This is a genomic window from Caulobacter sp. DWP3-1-3b2 (assembly GCF_049896325.1).
Lineage (GTDB): Bacteria > Pseudomonadota > Alphaproteobacteria > Caulobacterales > Caulobacteraceae > Caulobacter.
This window is the reverse complement of record NZ_JAFCUB010000026.1, coordinates 18,568-33,890: the sequence shown is the minus strand read 5'-3', so window position 1 is coordinate 33,890 and position 15,323 is coordinate 18,568. Positions and strand designations below refer to the sequence as shown.

18 protein-coding genes and 1 tRNA gene are annotated in these 15,323 nt (G+C 66.7%); 11 read left to right on the top strand and 8 right to left on the bottom strand.

The genetic code is table 11. The annotated features are described in order from the left end of the window. Window positions 1-111: 111 nt before the first annotated feature. The 5 genes from ACP7AG_RS15510 to ACP7AG_RS15490 form a co-directional block, all read right to left on the bottom strand. Window positions 112-1,146, bottom strand: coding sequence for an adenosine deaminase (locus ACP7AG_RS15510; RefSeq protein WP_426031884.1), 1,035 nt, complete (start codon window positions 1,144-1,146; stop codon window positions 112-114). A gap of 102 nt (window positions 1,147-1,248) precedes the next feature. Then, the gene (locus tag ACP7AG_RS15505) at window positions 1,249-2,139 is read right to left on the bottom strand and encodes a pirin family protein (protein ID WP_426031882.1); all 891 of its coding nucleotides are present in this window, start codon (window positions 2,137-2,139) and stop codon (window positions 1,249-1,251) included. A gap of 77 nt (window positions 2,140-2,216) precedes the next feature. After that, window positions 2,217-2,513, bottom strand: coding sequence for a type II toxin-antitoxin system RelE/ParE family toxin (locus ACP7AG_RS15500; protein ID WP_426031880.1), 297 nt, complete (start codon window positions 2,511-2,513; stop codon window positions 2,217-2,219). Then, complete coding sequence (locus tag ACP7AG_RS15495; protein ID WP_426031878.1) at window positions 2,510-2,761, bottom strand: type II toxin-antitoxin system ParD family antitoxin; 252 nt, start codon at window positions 2,759-2,761, stop codon at window positions 2,510-2,512. Before ACP7AG_RS15495 ends, ACP7AG_RS15500 begins: the two co-directional genes overlap by 4 nt. 61 nt (window positions 2,762-2,822) lie before the next feature. Then, on the bottom strand, window positions 2,823-3,320 hold the full coding sequence (locus tag ACP7AG_RS15490) for an Lrp/AsnC family transcriptional regulator (protein WP_029914476.1): 498 nt from the start codon (window positions 3,318-3,320) through the stop codon (window positions 2,823-2,825). Between the two features lie 141 nt (window positions 3,321-3,461). On the opposite strand from ACP7AG_RS15490, the gene ACP7AG_RS15485 reads away from it, so the two are divergent. From ACP7AG_RS15485 to ACP7AG_RS15455, 7 genes are all read left to right on the top strand, one after another. After that, entirely contained in the window at window positions 3,462-6,944 is a 3,483-nt protein-coding gene (locus tag ACP7AG_RS15485; RefSeq protein ID WP_426031876.1) for an indolepyruvate ferredoxin oxidoreductase family protein, read from the top strand. Window positions 6,945-7,050: 106 nt separating this feature from the next. Next, window positions 7,051-7,350, top strand: coding sequence for a hypothetical protein (locus tag ACP7AG_RS15480; protein ID WP_426015195.1), 300 nt, complete (start codon window positions 7,051-7,053; stop codon window positions 7,348-7,350). After that, complete coding sequence (locus tag ACP7AG_RS15475) at window positions 7,334-7,630, top strand: type II toxin-antitoxin system RelE/ParE family toxin (protein WP_426015193.1); 297 nt, start codon at window positions 7,334-7,336, stop codon at window positions 7,628-7,630. Before ACP7AG_RS15480 ends, ACP7AG_RS15475 begins: the two co-directional genes overlap by 17 nt. Further along, a complete protein-coding gene (locus ACP7AG_RS15470) occupies window positions 7,630-8,742 on the top strand; it encodes an NAD(P)/FAD-dependent oxidoreductase (protein WP_426031904.1) in 1,113 nt (370 codons plus the stop codon). The genes ACP7AG_RS15475 and ACP7AG_RS15470 overlap by 1 nt, the downstream gene beginning before the upstream one ends. A gap of 61 nt (window positions 8,743-8,803) precedes the next feature. Continuing rightward, window positions 8,804-9,175: a hypothetical protein gene (locus tag ACP7AG_RS15465; RefSeq protein ID WP_426015191.1), complete on the top strand. Its 372-nt coding sequence runs from the start codon at window positions 8,804-8,806 to the stop codon at window positions 9,173-9,175. Between the two features lie 192 nt (window positions 9,176-9,367). Next, window positions 9,368-10,420, top strand: coding sequence for a glycosyltransferase (locus ACP7AG_RS15460; RefSeq protein ID WP_426031874.1), 1,053 nt, complete (start codon window positions 9,368-9,370; stop codon window positions 10,418-10,420). Window positions 10,421-10,465: 45 nt separating this feature from the next. Beyond that, window positions 10,466-10,542, top strand: a tRNA-Met gene (locus ACP7AG_RS15455). A gap of 175 nt (window positions 10,543-10,717) precedes the next feature. Here ACP7AG_RS15455 and ACP7AG_RS15450 read toward each other — a convergent pair. Next, the gene (locus ACP7AG_RS15450; protein ID WP_426015186.1) at window positions 10,718-10,849 is read right to left on the bottom strand and encodes a hypothetical protein; all 132 of its coding nucleotides are present in this window, start codon (window positions 10,847-10,849) and stop codon (window positions 10,718-10,720) included. On the opposite strand from ACP7AG_RS15450, the gene ACP7AG_RS15445 reads away from it, so the two are divergent. From ACP7AG_RS15445 to ACP7AG_RS15435, 3 genes are all read left to right on the top strand, one after another. Next, entirely contained in the window at window positions 10,848-11,252 is a 405-nt protein-coding gene (locus tag ACP7AG_RS15445) for a YciI family protein (protein ID WP_426031872.1), read from the top strand. The two genes, ACP7AG_RS15450 and ACP7AG_RS15445, sit on opposite strands and share 2 nt — an antisense overlap. Further along, on the top strand, window positions 11,249-12,532 hold the full coding sequence (locus ACP7AG_RS15440) for an RNA polymerase sigma factor (protein ID WP_426031870.1): 1,284 nt from the start codon (window positions 11,249-11,251) through the stop codon (window positions 12,530-12,532). Before ACP7AG_RS15445 ends, ACP7AG_RS15440 begins: the two co-directional genes overlap by 4 nt. 88 nt (window positions 12,533-12,620) lie before the next feature. Further along, on the top strand, window positions 12,621-13,046 hold the full coding sequence (locus tag ACP7AG_RS15435) for a VOC family protein (RefSeq protein ID WP_426031868.1): 426 nt from the start codon (window positions 12,621-12,623) through the stop codon (window positions 13,044-13,046). Window positions 13,047-13,086: 40 nt separating this feature from the next. Here the strand turns inward: ACP7AG_RS15435 and ACP7AG_RS15430 are convergent, their stop codons facing one another. Then, window positions 13,087-14,076, bottom strand: coding sequence for a glucokinase (locus ACP7AG_RS15430; RefSeq protein ID WP_426031866.1), 990 nt, complete (start codon window positions 14,074-14,076; stop codon window positions 13,087-13,089). Between the two features lie 262 nt (window positions 14,077-14,338). Here ACP7AG_RS15430 and ACP7AG_RS15425 point away from each other — a divergent pair, with 262 nt between their 5' ends. Beyond that, window positions 14,339-14,635, top strand: coding sequence for a PilZ domain-containing protein (locus ACP7AG_RS15425; RefSeq protein ID WP_426031864.1), 297 nt, complete (start codon window positions 14,339-14,341; stop codon window positions 14,633-14,635). 72 nt (window positions 14,636-14,707) lie between these two features. Here ACP7AG_RS15425 and ACP7AG_RS15420 read toward each other — a convergent pair whose 3' ends face one another. Continuing rightward, on the bottom strand, window positions 14,708-15,145 hold the full coding sequence (locus ACP7AG_RS15420) for a helix-turn-helix domain-containing protein (protein WP_426015175.1): 438 nt from the start codon (window positions 15,143-15,145) through the stop codon (window positions 14,708-14,710). Between the last annotated feature and the right edge of the window lie 178 nt (window positions 15,146-15,323).

The following is a 15,323-nucleotide window of genomic DNA, read 5'->3' as shown; positions in this document are numbered from 1 at the left end:
GGCGAACACTTGCCCCCTACGGATCGCTTCGCGATCGTCTTCCCCCAGAGGGAGAAGAGCCCCGCGCTTTTGAGCTCCGCCCCCCATGGGGGCGGACAGACCGCGAAGCGGTCAGGTGGGGGCAAGTGGGTGTGATCCCACATAGGCGTCAATTCCCGCCACCCGTTCGGCCTTCTCCGCCTCGTCCAGGAATGAGCCCGTGAAGCTGTTCTTGGCCAGGGTGATCAGCTCATCCCGCGTCAGGCCGATGGCTTCTGCCGTCGCCATGTAGTTCTCGAGCAGATAACCGCCGAAATAGGCCGGATCGTCGGAATTGACCGTGGCCTTCAGCCCCAGATCCAGCATTCGCTTCAGCGGGTGATGCTTCAGATCCGAAACCCCGCACAGCTTCAGGTTCGACAGCGGGCAGACCGTAAGCGTCGTGCCGTCCTGCACCAGCCGCGCCGTCAGGCAGTCGTCCTCCAGCGCCCGGTTGCCATGGTCGATGCGGTCGACCTTGATGATATCGACCGCTTCCCAGACATAGGCCGGGGGGCCTTCCTCGCCGGCGTGCGCCACCAGCTTGAGGCCCAGGTCTCGCGCCGCCTGCAGCACACGGGCGAACTTGGCGGGCGGGTGGCCGACTTCGGAGGAGTCCAGGCCAACCCCGGCGATCTTGTCGAGATAGGGCTTGGCCTCTTCCAGGGTGGCGAAGGCGGCGGCCTCGTCCAGGTGGCGCAGGAAGCAGAGGATCAGCTTGCAGCTGACGCCCAGCGTCGCCTCGGCTTCGACCATGCCCGCCGTCAGCCCGCCGATCACCGTGCCGAACGCCACGCCGCGATCGGTGTGGGTCTGGGGGTCGAAGAAGATCTCGGCATGGGTGCCGCCATCGGCCGCCAGCCGGCGGAAATAGGCCAGGGCCAGGTCCTTGAAATCGGCCTCGGTGAGCAGGACGCCCGCGCCTTGGTAATAGATATCCAGGAAGTCCTGCAGGTTGGAGAAGTCGTAGGCGGCGCGGATCTCCTCGACCGTCTTGAACGGCAGGATGACGCCGTTGCGCGCGGCCAGCTCGAACATCAGCTCGGGTTCGAGGCTGCCCTCGATATGCATGTGAAGTTCGGCCTTGGGCAGGCCACGGACGAAGGTTTCGAGCGCGAGATCGGTCATGGAGACCTTATGGGCGCTCGAGGCGGGGAGATTCAACGGGGATCGTGACGCCGCAGGTCGGGGACATGCCCTTGGGCGTGTCCCCGACCTTGGTCGCGGGGCTTAGGACATCGGCTGGGCCGGCGGAGCCGGCTCGGGCAGGGGGGTGAATTCCTGGTCGTCCAGGTCGGGAAGCTTCATGCGCCGGGCGCGCCAGTCGGCCTTGGCCTGCTCGATCCGGTCCTTGGACGAGGAGACGAAGTTCCATTCGATGAAACGCGGGCCGACCGGCTCGCCGCCCAGCAGCATCACGGTCGACGGCTCAAGCGCTTCGAAGATGATGGTGTCGCCCGGCTTGAACACCGCCATCTGCCCGGCGTGCAGGGTCTGGCCTTCGACCTCGACCTTGCCGGTGGCCACATAGGCGGCGCGCTCGGGATATTCGGCCGGCAGTCCGGCCTTGGCGCCCGTAGCCATTTCCCAGTGCACGTAGAACAGCGGCGAAAACACCGGCACCTGGGCCGAGGCGCCGAACGCCTTGCCGGCCACCAGGGCGGCCTTCAGACCCTTGTCCTCGAACACCGGCATCTGGTCGCGGGGATGATGCGAGAAGGCGGGATCGACCTCTTCCTGGCCGTCCGGCAGGGCGACCCAGGCCTGGATGCCGTGCATGACGCCGCCGTCCCGGCGCAAGGTCTCGAAGCGTTCGGAATGGGTAATGCCGCTGCCGGCCGTCATCCAGTTGACCTCGCCCGGACGGATCGGCAGATTGGAGCCGATGCTGTCCTTGTGAGTGATCTCGCCCTCGAACAGATAGGTCAGGGTCGACAGGCCGATATGCGGATGCGGCCGGACATCGACATTGCGCGGGAAGCCGGGCTCGAACCGGGCCGGCCCCATGTGGTCGAAGAAGGTGAACGGCCCCACCATCCGCCGGCTGTGAAAGGGCAGGACGCGCCCCACCTCGAACCCGCCGAGATCCTTGCGGCGCCGGTCGATGACGAGGTCGATCATGGGAGGGCTCCGAGGTGGTGGAGAGCTTAGTGTGAATGGGGAGGCGAGGGGATTCTAGAAGAAATCGGAGGTGAAGCTCAGCGCAGAAGCGAGGCGATGTCCCTGCCCGGGCCGAAGACGCGAACGATCTCCACGGACCCGCCATCGCCGCGATAGGCCACGCTGTGGCGACCGGCGACGCTCCAAAACCTTAGGGGAAGCCTGGTTAAGTCGGGCCGGGCGTGGCCCAGGGCTGAGCGTCTCGCCAGGCGGTCGAAAGCGGTCAGCAGGGCGTCTCGAACCTTTGTCGCGGCGTCAATATCGCGAGCAGCGATATAGCTGACGATATCCAACAGATCCTGCCGCGCCGCCGAGGAGACCGAGTAGGCGGTCACGCCGATTTCAGCAGGGCGTCCAGTTCGCGGGCCAACTCTTCGCCCGTGATGCTTTCGCCCCGATCCAGTTGGTCGAGGCCGAGCTGAAGGTCCGTGTTCAAGCGCTCAAGTTGCTGGGCTCGAAGTGAGTCGGCGGAGAACAGCAGGCGCAGACCTTCCCGTACGACCTCGCTAGCGGTGGTGTAGAGGCCGGACTCCACCTTCTCGGCGATCCGGCGCTCAAGTTCGGTTGTCAAGGACACGTTCATGGCGTCGCTCCAAGGGGCAATGCCAATATATAGCAATTTTCGCTATTGCCGAGCCTTTCGGTCAGCTCAGCGGGCTGACATACGGGCTGACCAGCCCCAGCGGCACGGCGGTGGAGTTCTTGACGCCGCGGATGACGATCCGGCTCTCGATGTTGGACACCAGGCCCAGCGACAGCAGCTTGTCGCGCAGGAACTCGTCGAAGGCCCGCATGTCGCGGGTGACGATGCGCAGCTCGTAGTCGGCGGCGCCGGTGACGGTGGCGCACTGCACCACCTCGGCCCACTTGCCGACGGCCTGTTCAAAGACCTCGAGGTTTTCCTTGGTCGGCAGCGAGAGCTTGGCGGTGCAATAGACCTCGAAGCCCAGGCCCAGCTTTTCGCGGTCCAGGATGGTCACGCGGCGCTGGATGACGCCCGCGTCCTCAAGGCGCTTGATCCGGCGCCAACACGGGCTGGAAGACAGCCCGACGCGCTCCGCGATCTCCGCGACAGACAGTCCGGCGTCGTGTTGGATGAGATCGAGGATCTTGGCATCCACGGCGTCGAGTTGTTCGGACAAGAATTCCTCCCCCAGAGGTCATTTAGCGCGGCGATCGTGCCGAAAGCGGCCTTGAGTCGGGCAAGCCTTGGGCAAACAATTTCCCCGCTTCTATAAGATATTGCTGAGCGGGCGAGAAGACCCACGAGGAAAATTTTTGCTATGCGGCACTCGGAAGTCACGCTTGACGACAAATATGTGCTCGAAGATGGCCGCGCCTTCATCACTGGCGTGCAAGCGCTGCTCCGCGTTTTGCTCGACCGCAAGCGTCTCGACACCCGCAATGGGCTAAACACCGCCGGCTTCCTGTCGGGCTATCGCGGCTCGCCCCTGGGGGGATTGGACCAGCAGGCCGCTCGCCTGTCGGGACTTCTCACCGCCCACGACGTGGTCTTCAAGGAGGGCCTCAACGAGGACCTGGCCGCCACCGCTGTGTGGGGCAGCCAGCAGGCCAACCTGTTTCCCGGCGCCACCCATGACGGGGTCTTCGGCATGTGGTACGGCAAGGCGCCCGGCGTCGATCGCACCGGCGACGTCTTCAAGCACGCAAATTTCGCCGGATCCTTCCCCACGGGCGGCGTGCTGGCCGTGGCCGGCGACGACCATGGCTGCAAGAGCTCGACCTTGCCGTCGCAGTCGGAGTTCGCCTTCCAGGACTTCGAGATGCCGGTGCTGTCACCGGCCGACGTCCAGGAGGTGCTCGACTACGGCCTGATGGGCATTTCGATGTCGCGGTTCTCGGGCCTGTGGACGGGCATGATCGCCCTGGCTGACACCATGGACTCGGGCGTGACCATCGACGTCTCGCTGGACCGGCACAAGATCATCATTCCCGAGAACTTCCCGATGCCGCCCGGCGGCTTGGGGATCCGGTTGAAGGACCAGCCGATGGAGAAGGAGCGTCGCCTCCGCCTCCACAAGCTGCCCGCCGCCCTGGCCTTCGCCCGCGCCAACCGCATCGACCGGGTCGTGCTGGGCGGCTTGTATGGAAAAGGGGGGCACGTGCGGGTCGGCAAGGCCCGCCTCGGCATCGTCTGCCAGGGCCAGGCCTATAAGGACGTGCTGGAAGCCTTCACCGCCATGGGCATGAGCCTCGAGGAAGCGTCGGACCTGGGTGTCTCGATCTACAAGGTCGGCATGCCCTGGCCGCTGGAGCCGCTGGGCATGCGCAGCTTCGCCGCCGGTCTCGAGATCCTGATGGTCATCGAGCACAAGCGCGGGCTGATCGAGCCGCAGGCTCGCGCTGCGCTTTACGACCTGCCCGCCCATGCCCGTCCCCGGATCATCGGCAAGCTGGACGAGCACGGCCACCCGCTGCTGTCGGAGCTGGGCTCGCTGTCGGTCGCCGAAATCGCCTTGGCCATCTATGACCGCCTGCCGCAAGGGCCGCACATGGAGCGGGCCCAGGCCTATCTGAACCGCGTTTCGGCCGCCGGCGTCGCCGCTGTCAGCCTGGCCGCCGACCAGCAGCGCAAGCCGTTCTTCTGCTCGGGCTGCCCGCACAACATTTCGACCAAGCTGCCCGAGGGCTCGCGGGCCTTGGCCGGGATCGGCTGCCACTACATGGCCGGCTTCAACGATCCCTCGACCGACCTCAACACCCACATGGGCGGCGAGGGCCTGACCTGGGTGGGCGCCGCGCCGTTCACCACCGAGAAGCACGTCTTCCAGAACCTGGGCGACGGCACCTACAATCACTCGGGCTCCCTGGCCATCCGGGCCGCGATCGCCGCCAAGGCCAACATCACCTACAAGCTGCTGTTCAACGATGCGGTGGCCATGACCGGAGGGCAGCAGGCCGAAAGCGGCTTCACCCCTGCTCAGATCACTCGGCAGCTCGCCAGTGAAGGCGTCACCAGGACGGTGATCGTGGTCGATGAGCTGAAGCGCTACGAAGGGGTCAAGGATCTAGCCCCCGGCGTGGAGGTCTTCCCGCGGTCCGAGTTGATGAGCGTGCAGAAGATGCTGCGCGACACGGTGGGCACCACGGTGCTGCTCTATGACCAGACCTGCGCCACCGAGAAGCGCCGTCGCCGCAAGCGCGGGACCATGGCCAAGGCGACCCAGCGGGTGTTCATCAATCCCCTGGTCTGCGAGGGCTGCGGCGACTGCTCGATCAAGTCCAACTGCGTGTCAGTGGAGCCGCTGAACACCGAGTTCGGCCGCAAGCGCAAGATCAACCAGTCGTCCTGTAACCAGGACTACAGCTGCGTCGACGGCTTCTGCCCGTCGTTCATCACCCTGGAGGGCGCCGAGAGCACCAAGGCCAAGAAGGCCCCGGCCCTGACGGCCGATTCCACGCCGTTACCGGTATTCAGCGACTTCCACGGCGTGCGGCGGATCATCTTCACTGGCGTGGGCGGCACGGGCGTCACCACCGTGGCCTCGATCCTGGCCATGGCCGCCCATGTCGACGGTCGAGCGGGCAGCGTCGTGGACATGACCGGCCTGGCCCAGAAGGGCGGCTCGGTGTTCAGCCACGTCAAGATCGGCGAGACCGAGGACACCGTGGTCGGCGGCCGCGTGCCCGCCGCCAGCGCCGACGTGCTGATCGCCTGCGACATGCTGGTGGCGGCCTCGCCGGAGGGCCTGTCGCTATACGCCAAGGACCGCACCCGCGCGTTCGGCAACAGCGATTTTGCGCCCACCGCCGACTTCGTCACCAGCCGCGACGTGCGGTTCGACTCAAGCGCCATGGCCCGGCGTATCAAGGGCGCGGTCAAGACCTTCGACTCCTGTCCGGCCCAGCACCTGGCCGAGACCCAGTTCGGCGACGCCATCTTCGCCAACATGATCATGGTCGGTTTCGCCTGGCAGCGCGGGGTGATCCCGCTGTCCAGCCGCGCGGTCTATCGGGCGATCAAGCTGAATGGCGTCGACTACGACGCCAACCTCGCCGCCTTCGAGCTGGGTCGCCGCGTAGCGCATGACCCGGCCGCGATGGGGCCCTCAAGCCAGCAGGGGGGAGACGCCGATGTGCCGACGCCGGAGACGATGTCGCTGGACGAACTGATCGCCAAGCGCACGGCCGACCTCGTGGCCTATCAGAACCAGGCCTATGCCGATCGCTACACCGCCAAGGTCGCCAAGGTCCGCGCCGCCGAGGTCGCCGATGGCGGCGAAGGCGCCGACTCCGTTGGGGGCCTGCCCTTGACCCGCGCGGCGGCGGTCAATCTGCACAAGCTGATGGCGTACAAGGACGAGTACGAGGTCGCCCGTCTGTATACGGACGGTCGCTTCAAGGCCGAATTGGCCGGGACTTTCAAGGGCGGCAAGGCCAAGGTCTGGCTGGCTCCGCCGATCATCGGCGCCAAGGACAAGGACGGCCGGCCGCGCAAGATGGCTTTCGGCGGGTGGATGCTCGACTACGCCTTCCCCATCATGGCCAAGATGAAGGGCCTGCGTGGCGGGCCGCTCGACCTGTTCGGCGGGACCGAGGAGCGCAGGATGGAGCGCGGCCTGATCGCCGACTACGAACTCACCCTTGACCGCCTGACCGGCGGGCTCACGCCCGAACGCCTGCCGATCGCGGCCCGCATCGCGGCGGTCCCGCAGAACATCCGCGGCTACGGCCACGTCAAGGACGCCTCGGTGGTCAAGGCCAAGGCGGACGCTGCGGCGCTATGGTCGCAGTGGGAGGGGTAGGGAACAAAGCGTCTGGGCCGATCGGCGGGATCGTGATGACGTTTTCCACGCAGCGCTTGACGCGCTGATGACTGGCGAGTTTCTGCCTTCGTGATAGGCTCGGCCCATGAACAAGCCGGTCCATCCCGCCCCGGTCGCCGTGACCCTGACGCCGGACGACGCCTTCGATCTGCAGGCGCGTGTCGAGCGTGGCGAGTTCACGTCGCTCGACGAAGCGGTCAGCGCGGAACTGGCCGAACTCAACTATCGGCGCGCCGCCGAGGTCATGGGCGGCTCCGAAAAGCTTGAGCGCTTCCTCGACGAGCTTGAGGCCGAGGATGATCCCTCGACCGACGTCGACGCGGAAGGTTTCTTCGCCGAGCTTCGCGCGGGTCTGAAAGAGCGCCTGGATGCGTCGCGCGGGTGAGGCGGCGGCTGGCGATCACGGCGGGCGCGCGACGCGATCTGCTGTCCGCTCTGGCCTATGTTGCCGAAGGCAGTCCTGGCCGCGCCGAGCCGAGCGCTATCTCGATGAATTGCTGGATCGTTGCGAGCGCGTCGTCGATTTTCCGTTCGCGGCCCCGGTCAATCTGCGCAACCGCAAGGACTGGCGAGCCATTCCATACGGACCGTTCATCATCTTCTCTTCGGTCTCGGATCGCCTCGTGCGCATTCGCGCCATGAAGCACGCGGCGTCCCTCAAATGATCCAAGACTTCGATTTCGACGCCGTCGTGGTGGGGGCTGGCGCGGTGGGCCTGGCTTGCGGCTACGCCCTGAGCCAGCGCGGGCTGGCCGTGGCCGTGCTGGAGGCCGAGGGCCACATCGGCCAAGGTGTGTCGTCGCGCAATTCCGAGGTGATCCACGGCGGGCTCTACTATCCGACCGGTTCGCTGAAGGCGCGGCTGTGCGTCGAGGGGCGGCGGCTGCTCTACGCTTTCCTCGACAAGCATCACCTCGACTACAAGAAGTGCGGCAAGCTGGTGGTGGCGACCCAGGAGTCCGAACTCGAGCAACTCGCGACGATCTACGACCAGGCCCTGGCCAATGATGTGGAGGGCATGGAGCGCTTGACCGGCGCCCAGGCCCGCGCCCTGGAGCCTGGTCTCAACGCTCACGCCGCCCTGCTGTCGCCCGAGAGCGGCGTCTTCGCCAGCCACGACTACATGCTGGCCTTGCAGGGCGAGGTCGAGGCGGCCGGCGGGGCGGTTGTGATCAATACGCCGTTCGAGGGCGCGACCCCCCTGGCCGGCGGCGGCTTCACTGTGCGGATCGGCGGTCCCGAGGCGGCGACCCTGACCTGTCGCCTGCTAGTGACGGCCCCCGGCCTGTCGGCCCAGGCGGTGGCGGCCAACATCGAAGGCTTTCCCAAGGACCAGATCCCGGAGGCCCATTTCGGCAAGGGCGTCTATTTCCGGCTGGCGGCCAAGGCGCCGTTCCAGCGGCTGATCTATCCGCCGCCGATCCATGGGGCCCTTGGCACCCACTATCGCAACGATCTGGGCGGTCAGGCGGTGTTTGGACCCGACCTGGAATATGTGCCGGCTCCCGACTATTCGGTCGATCCCGCCAAGGCCGCGGTGTTCGCCGCCTATATCCGCAAGTTCTGGCCCGACGTGCCGGAAGACCTGCTGACCGCCGACTATGCCGGCGTCCGGCCAAAGCTGCATGGCCCCAACGATCCGCAGCCCGATTTCCAGCTGCGCGGCGCCGACACCCACGGCCTGGTGGGGCTGATGGCGCTGTTTGGCATCGAGAGCCCTGGCCTGACCAGTTCGTTGGCCATCGGCGAAGAGGTCGCCCTACGGCTGGCCGTGTAAGGCCGCTTTGCGACCAAGTTCCGCTTCATGCGTTGCCGTCTTGGCTTTTCAGGAGGGCGATATGCTTGACGACTTTATCGATAGACTGATCTCGCGATTAATGACGGGGGTTGGTCTGATCATGGCGGCCGCGATCGCCGCAGTGGCGACGGCGATGGCGGTGTTCGCCTTTCTCAGTCAGTGGGTCGGGGCCGCATGGGCCTATACCATCGTCGCCGCGACAGCCGCCCTGGCGGTGACGGTGTGGGCGTTGGCGCAGAAGAGCCACATCGCCCGCACCCGCCAGCCGCCGCTGGACGAGCGCGTGGTGGCGATGATCCAGGCCCATCCCACCGCCTCGTTCATGGCCGGCATGGCCGCCGCCACCCTGCTGAAGGGCAAGCCGTCACTGGCGGCGAGCCTCTGGGACGCACGCAAGGGCAAGCCGAAATAGCAGGCTCACTCTGTGGAGGAGGCGGTCGCGAGTCGATCGGTGGAGCGAGCTCGAGGGCCAGGCGCGCGAGTTAGTCCTTGAGCCCGCCGACCAGCAGGCTCCGCCTTCCAGGCGGGGAGACCCAGGGCTCCAGGCGTTGACTTGCGGCGCGCCCCCGACGAAGGTCCGGCCTCGCCAGAGACGGAGCCCGCCTTGACCGCCATCCTGCACGCCATGTTGGGCAAGGGATTGGGTGGCCTGGAGCAGGTGTTTCTCGACTACCAGCCCATCCTCGAAGCCTATGCGGCGACCGACGGCGGCGTCGCCACGGGTGTGGTGCGGACCGGGGGCAGGGTCGCGGCCCAAGAGCATGGCCGCGTTCCGGCCCTGGCGACGATGCCGGCCCATACCGACTGGGACCCCATCACCCTGGGCGCGGCTCGCAAGCTGGTGAAAGCCGCGGCGCCGGACCTGATCCTTAGCCATGGCCAGCGTCCAGCCCGCCTGATGGCCAAGGTCGCGCCGGCGAAGGCCGTGCTGGCCGTCTGCGTGCACAAGCCGGCCTTCGATATCGACACCACCCGGACGCATTATCTCTGCGTCGGCCAGCATTTGGCGCGGCTCGCCATCGAACGCGGCGCGCCCGCTCACCGCGTCCATTTCGTGCCCAACGCCGTCCGGCCCCCGACGCTTCTGGCGGCGCCTTTCTCAGGGATGGACCGCCCGCCGCTTATCGTCGCCGCCGGCCGTCTGCATCCCAAGAAGGGCTTCGACATTCTGATCGCCGCCCTGGCCCTGTTGCGCGACGAAGGCGTGGCCTTCGAGGCGCAGATCGCCGGCGAGGGGGATGAACGCGGCAAGCTGGAAGGGCTAATCGCCCAGCACGGTCTGGCCGAGCGCGTGCGCCTGGTCGGCTGGCGTGACGACGTCTCGGCCTTTCTCGCCACCGGCGACGTCTTTGCTTTCCCGTCGCACCAGGAAGGCTTCCCGCTGGTGCTGCTGGAGGCCATGGCCGTCGGCCTGCCGGTCGCGGCCAGCGCCATTCCGGGTCCGGTCGAGATGATCGCCGAAGCCGTCGATGGCCGGCTGGTCCCCCCGGGCGACGCCGCCGCTCTGGCCACCAGCCTGGCGTGGTTGATCGCCGCGCCGTCCAAGGCCGTGGCCCTGGGCGTCGCGGCGCGCGCCAAGGTGCTGGCTGACTATGGTCCGGAAAGCCTTGAGCGGCGACTTGGCGCGGTGCTCGATCTGATGCTCGGACGGGCTTGAAGCCGCCCCCGCTTTGCGCATATAAGCCCGCCTCCGCTTCGCGCGGGCTGGGTAGCTCAGATGGTTAGAGCGGTGGATTCATAACCCACAGGTCGGCGGTTCAATCCCGCCCCCAGCCACCAAGCGGTGTTTCCCAACGCCCGTCGCGATTTCGCCAACCGCCTTACCCCGCCTTGAACGTGCGGCGTTGACCGCAGTTGCGACAGCTTGCGCCCGTCAATTCCGCCTGCGCCCAGAAGGCGAAAAAGGATTGCGACGCTCACGCAGTGGACGATTTTCTCGCCTCCGTGCGACCGGTTAGCGCAGGTTCGTGTCGGTAATTTGATCGTCCAAGCCTGGCCGCAAAAGGATTTCGCGGCCTTTTCCAGAACGCCATGTCGGATGCCGGGCGCGCGGATCGTCCTGGTTGCGAGAGGCGGTCTGTTCCATGCTCTACGCGATCCTTTGCTACGACGCCGAAGACATGGTCGGATCGTGGACCCAGGCGGAGGACGACGCGGTGATGGCGCGGCTGGCGGAGGTTGAACAGGCGTTGGTCCGCAAGGGCTGGCTTGGCCCCGTCGCCCGGCTGCTACCGACCACCAGCGCCGTCACCCTGCGCAAGGGTCGCGAGAATCTGGTGATCGACGGGCCGTTCGCCGAGACCAAGGAACAGCTGCTGGGCTTCCATGTGATCGAGTGCGAAGGGCTGGAGGCGGCGATCGATGTGGCGCGGCAACTGGCCACGGCCAATGCCAGCGGCGGGGCCCTTGAAGTGCGGCCGATCGGCCTTTTTCGGCCTGTCGCGGTCCAGGTCGGGCCGAGCCGCGCGATGAAGGCGGCTGGCGGATGAGCGACATGGCGAGCATGGGCGGCTGCAGTCTCGACGGGGCATGGATCGACGCCGCCCTGACCGCGGCCCGGCCCCAGGCCGTGGCGGCGCTGCTGCGGTATTTTCGCGACCTGGACACGGCGGAGGAAGCCTTCCAGGACGCCTGCCTGCGCGCCCTGAAGGCTTGGCCAGGGAATGGGCCACCGCGCGACCCGACCGCCTGGCTGATCCTGGTGGGCCGAAACGCCGCGTTGGATGGGGTGCGCAAGCGCAGCAAGTCGGCGCCTCTGCCGGCCGAGGCGCTGATCTCCGACCTCGAAGACGCCGAGGCCTCGTTGGTCGAGCGGCTGAACGGCGACCACTATCGCGACGACGTGCTGCGGCTGCTGTTCATCTGCTGCCACCCAGACCTGACCGCCACCCAGCAGGTGGCGGTCGCCTTGCGCATTGTCTCGGGCCTGAATGTTCGCCAGATCGCCCGCGCTTTTCTGGTCGGAGAATCGGCGATGGAGCAGCGTATCACCCGCGCCAAGGCCAGGATCGGCGCGGCGGGCGTACCGTTCGGCGCGCCGGACGCGGCGGAGCGAGTGACGAGGCTGAACGCCGTGGCGGCGATGATCTATCTGATCTTCAACGAGGGTTACTCGGCCAGCGGCGAGGCGGCCGCGACCAGGGGCTCGCTGTGCGACGAGGCCATTCGCCTGGCGAGGCTGCTGCTGCGCCTGTTTCAGGGCGAGCCGGAGGTCATGGGCCTGACCGCCTTGCTGCTGCTGCAGCACGCTCGTGCGGCGGCCCGTTTCGACACCGAGGGGGCGGTCGTGTTGCTGGAGGACCAGGATCGAAGCCTGTGGAACCGCCGGATGATCGACGAGGGGCTGGCCTTGATCGACAAGGCCGTCCGCCACCGCCGGCCAGGCCCTTATCTGGTTCAGGCCGCGATCGCCGCCGAGCACGATCGCGCGCCGCGCCCCGAAGCGACCAATTGGGCGCGGATCGACCGACTGTATGGCGACCTGGAGCAACTGGCGCCGTCGCCGGTGGTCACCTTGAATCGCGCCGTGGCCGTGGCGAAGGTCGCGGGGCCAGGGGCGGCCCTGGCGATGATCGAGCCCTTGGCCGCCAAGCTGTCGGGCTATTTCTACTTCTTCGGGTTGAGGGGCGGGCTGCTTTTCCAGCTGGGCCGGCGCGAAGAGGCCCGCGCAGCGTTCGACCAGGCGATCGCCCTGGCCAACACCCCCGCCGAGGCCACTCATATCCGGCTTCATCTCGACCGATTGGAGCGCGACGGCTCGGCCAGCTAGGCAAGCTGCGGAAAAATCCTCCGGTGATGTCGGGTCCGCATGGCCCGGTTCGTCCTCAGATCAGGCCTCGATCCAGGGAGAAACGACCATGAGCGACCGGCGACTCGAAAAGCTCGCCGCCAGCCCGCCCGTCGTCGGCGGCGTGGTTCCCTGTCTGCAGTCCAGCGACGCCAGCGCGAAGGCGGATTTCTACGTCAAGGCGTTCGCGGCCGAGGATCTGTTCCGCTTCGAGCCCGACGAGCAGGGGCGGACCATGCACATCCATCTGCGCATGAATGGCAATTCGGTGATGCTCAGCGACGCCTATCCCGATCACGGCTATGCGCTCGAAACCCCCGGCGCCTTCACCCTGCATCTACAGGTCGACGACGTGGACGCTTGGTTCGAGCGCGCGATCAAGGCGGGCGCCGAGACCCTGATGGCGCCGCAGCTGATGTTCTGGGGCGACCGCTATGGCCAGTTGAAGGACCCTTACGGCGTCAAATGGTCGATCGCCACCACGCCCAAGGCGTAGAGCGGTGGGCGGGGCGCGGCTTGCTGGTCCCCGCCGCCTGTCAGCAGTCCAAGAACTTCACGTCCGAGGCCGCGTAGCGCATGTCGCTGGCTGTGAACAGGCTCGACAGACCCAGCAGGGCGGGGCGACCCGGCATGATGAACACCGGCAGGTCGGCCACGTAGTGGCTCATCCGGCCCTTGGCGCGGTAGCGACGGATAAAGGCCTCCTGGTCCAGCAAGTCGCCGATCTCTTCCAGCAGGGGGCTGTTGAGGAACACTCCGCCCCGGGCGGCGAACAGCAGGGCCATGTCGCCGGCGAAACCGCCCAGCAGGCCGCTGAAGATCGAGAGCGCCTCACGCGCGACCGCGTCGCCCGACCGCGCCAAGCTGATGACAGCGTTGTCATCTTTAGGCCGGTAAGTGGGGTCTTCGCTCGCCAGGGCGGCGTGGATGTCGCTCAATCCTTCCTTGGACAGCAGCCGTTCGGCGGAGATATCGCCATGACGAACGCGGATGGCCGAGAAGACCGCCGCTTCGCGCGCCTCCAGCGGGCAAAAGTCCATGTGGCCGCCCTCGCTGGGAACGGCTAGCCAGCCGTCGCCTCGCAACGGAGCCAGGGCCGCCACGCCCAGTCCAATATCGGGTCCCAGCACCGCGATGGCGCTGTTGCGGTCCGCCTTTCCGGGGTGGATCACGCCGAGCGAGGCTTCCGCCACCTTTGGGGCCCCCATCGCGCAGGCGGTGAAGTCGTTGACCAGATAGACCCGCGGCGTGCGCAGGACGTTGCGCAGCCAGGCCTGGGAAATAGTCAGGCCGGTGCTGGTCAAGATCACGGAGCCGTCGATCGCGGGCCCGGCCGCGCTGACCGCCGCCCCGATCAGGTCGTCGGTCGCCAGTTCCGCCACCACCGACCGAAGGCCAGCCTCCAGTTCCAGCGCGGTGGAGCACGGCAGGACGCGATGGTCGCCCGGATTGTCGCCCGGCTTGGCCAGGGCGACGATCAGTTCGCGCCCGGTCACGTCCGCCAGCAGCGCCACGCCGTGGGTCATGGAGTCGTCCCCTGTGATTCCTCGCATGCCGTTCTTCGCCGGCTCGCCCAGACACGTTAGCCGCAGACCGGTTACCGGCCAAATAACGGTCGAGCCTCTGGGTTTCCACAGATTTTAGCGGCGAGTCCGTTCAGGCGGCGTGGTCATCGGGAAATAAACCCTCTGCGCGCACCGCCGATTAACATCGATGCGCGTTGGTAGGTGTATGTCCAAGTTCGGCTCTGGCGGGGCCCAAGACCGGCGCGCTGGCACACGCACGATAATGCAACATGCCGGCAAGGTGCTCTGCGGCGCCTTCGCCTGGGACTGCGTAATCCGCGACGAGTCCGCGAGCGGCCTGCGCATCCAGATGCTGTCGGGGTCCACGCCGCCTGAATCCGTTCAACTGGTCGATCTCGTCAGCGGCTACGCCCACGACGTCAAGGTGATCTGGCAGAAGGACCGCGAGTTCGGTCTGAGGATCGCGCGCAGCCACGACCTGCGCGGCTTGGCGACGGCTTCACTACAGACCGCCAAGCGGATGTGGCAGGCGGCTCAGGGCCGCGTCTCGGCAAGCTGACCCCCGATAGCGATCAGGCCCCGGCGTGTGAACGTCGAGGCCTGAACGAAACATCCGAGATCTTGGCCGGTGTTAGGCGGCCTCTTCCGCGCGGCTGGCTTCTTCGGCCATGGCGCGAACCAAGTCGAGGACCTGGCGACGGACGCGACCGCGACCGATCTTCGGGAACACCTCGGCCAGTTCCAGGCCCTCGGGCGTGGTCAGGAATTCCTGGACGATACGCTCGGCCTTCTGACCGACTTCGTCGATTTCCGACCCGTCCATGGGATCCGCCAGACCGTCGAAGAAGAACGACACGGGCACCTGCAGGGTGCGGGCGATCTCGTACAGCTTCGACGCGCTGACGCGGTTGGCGCCGCGCTCGTATTTCTGGACCTGCTGGAAGGTCAGGCCCAGCGAATCGGCCAACTGCTCCTGGCTGACGCCCAGCAGCCTGCGACGCATGCGGACCCGGCCACCGACGTGCAGGTCCACGGGATTAGGGCGTCGGCCCTCGGTTTCCTCGCTCAAGTTTCGCCTCCAAAGGTTGTTCCCTACAATGACACGTCCGTGGCGTTGATGAAACGGCGAGGTGGCACTGCGGCGTTAGGTCGCTGAAGGCCGCTTTTTGGCCTCGTGCTGCGCTAACGTTACGCCTTAAAATACTTCGATCACGGCGAATTCTAGGCCAGATTGTTACGCAACCTTG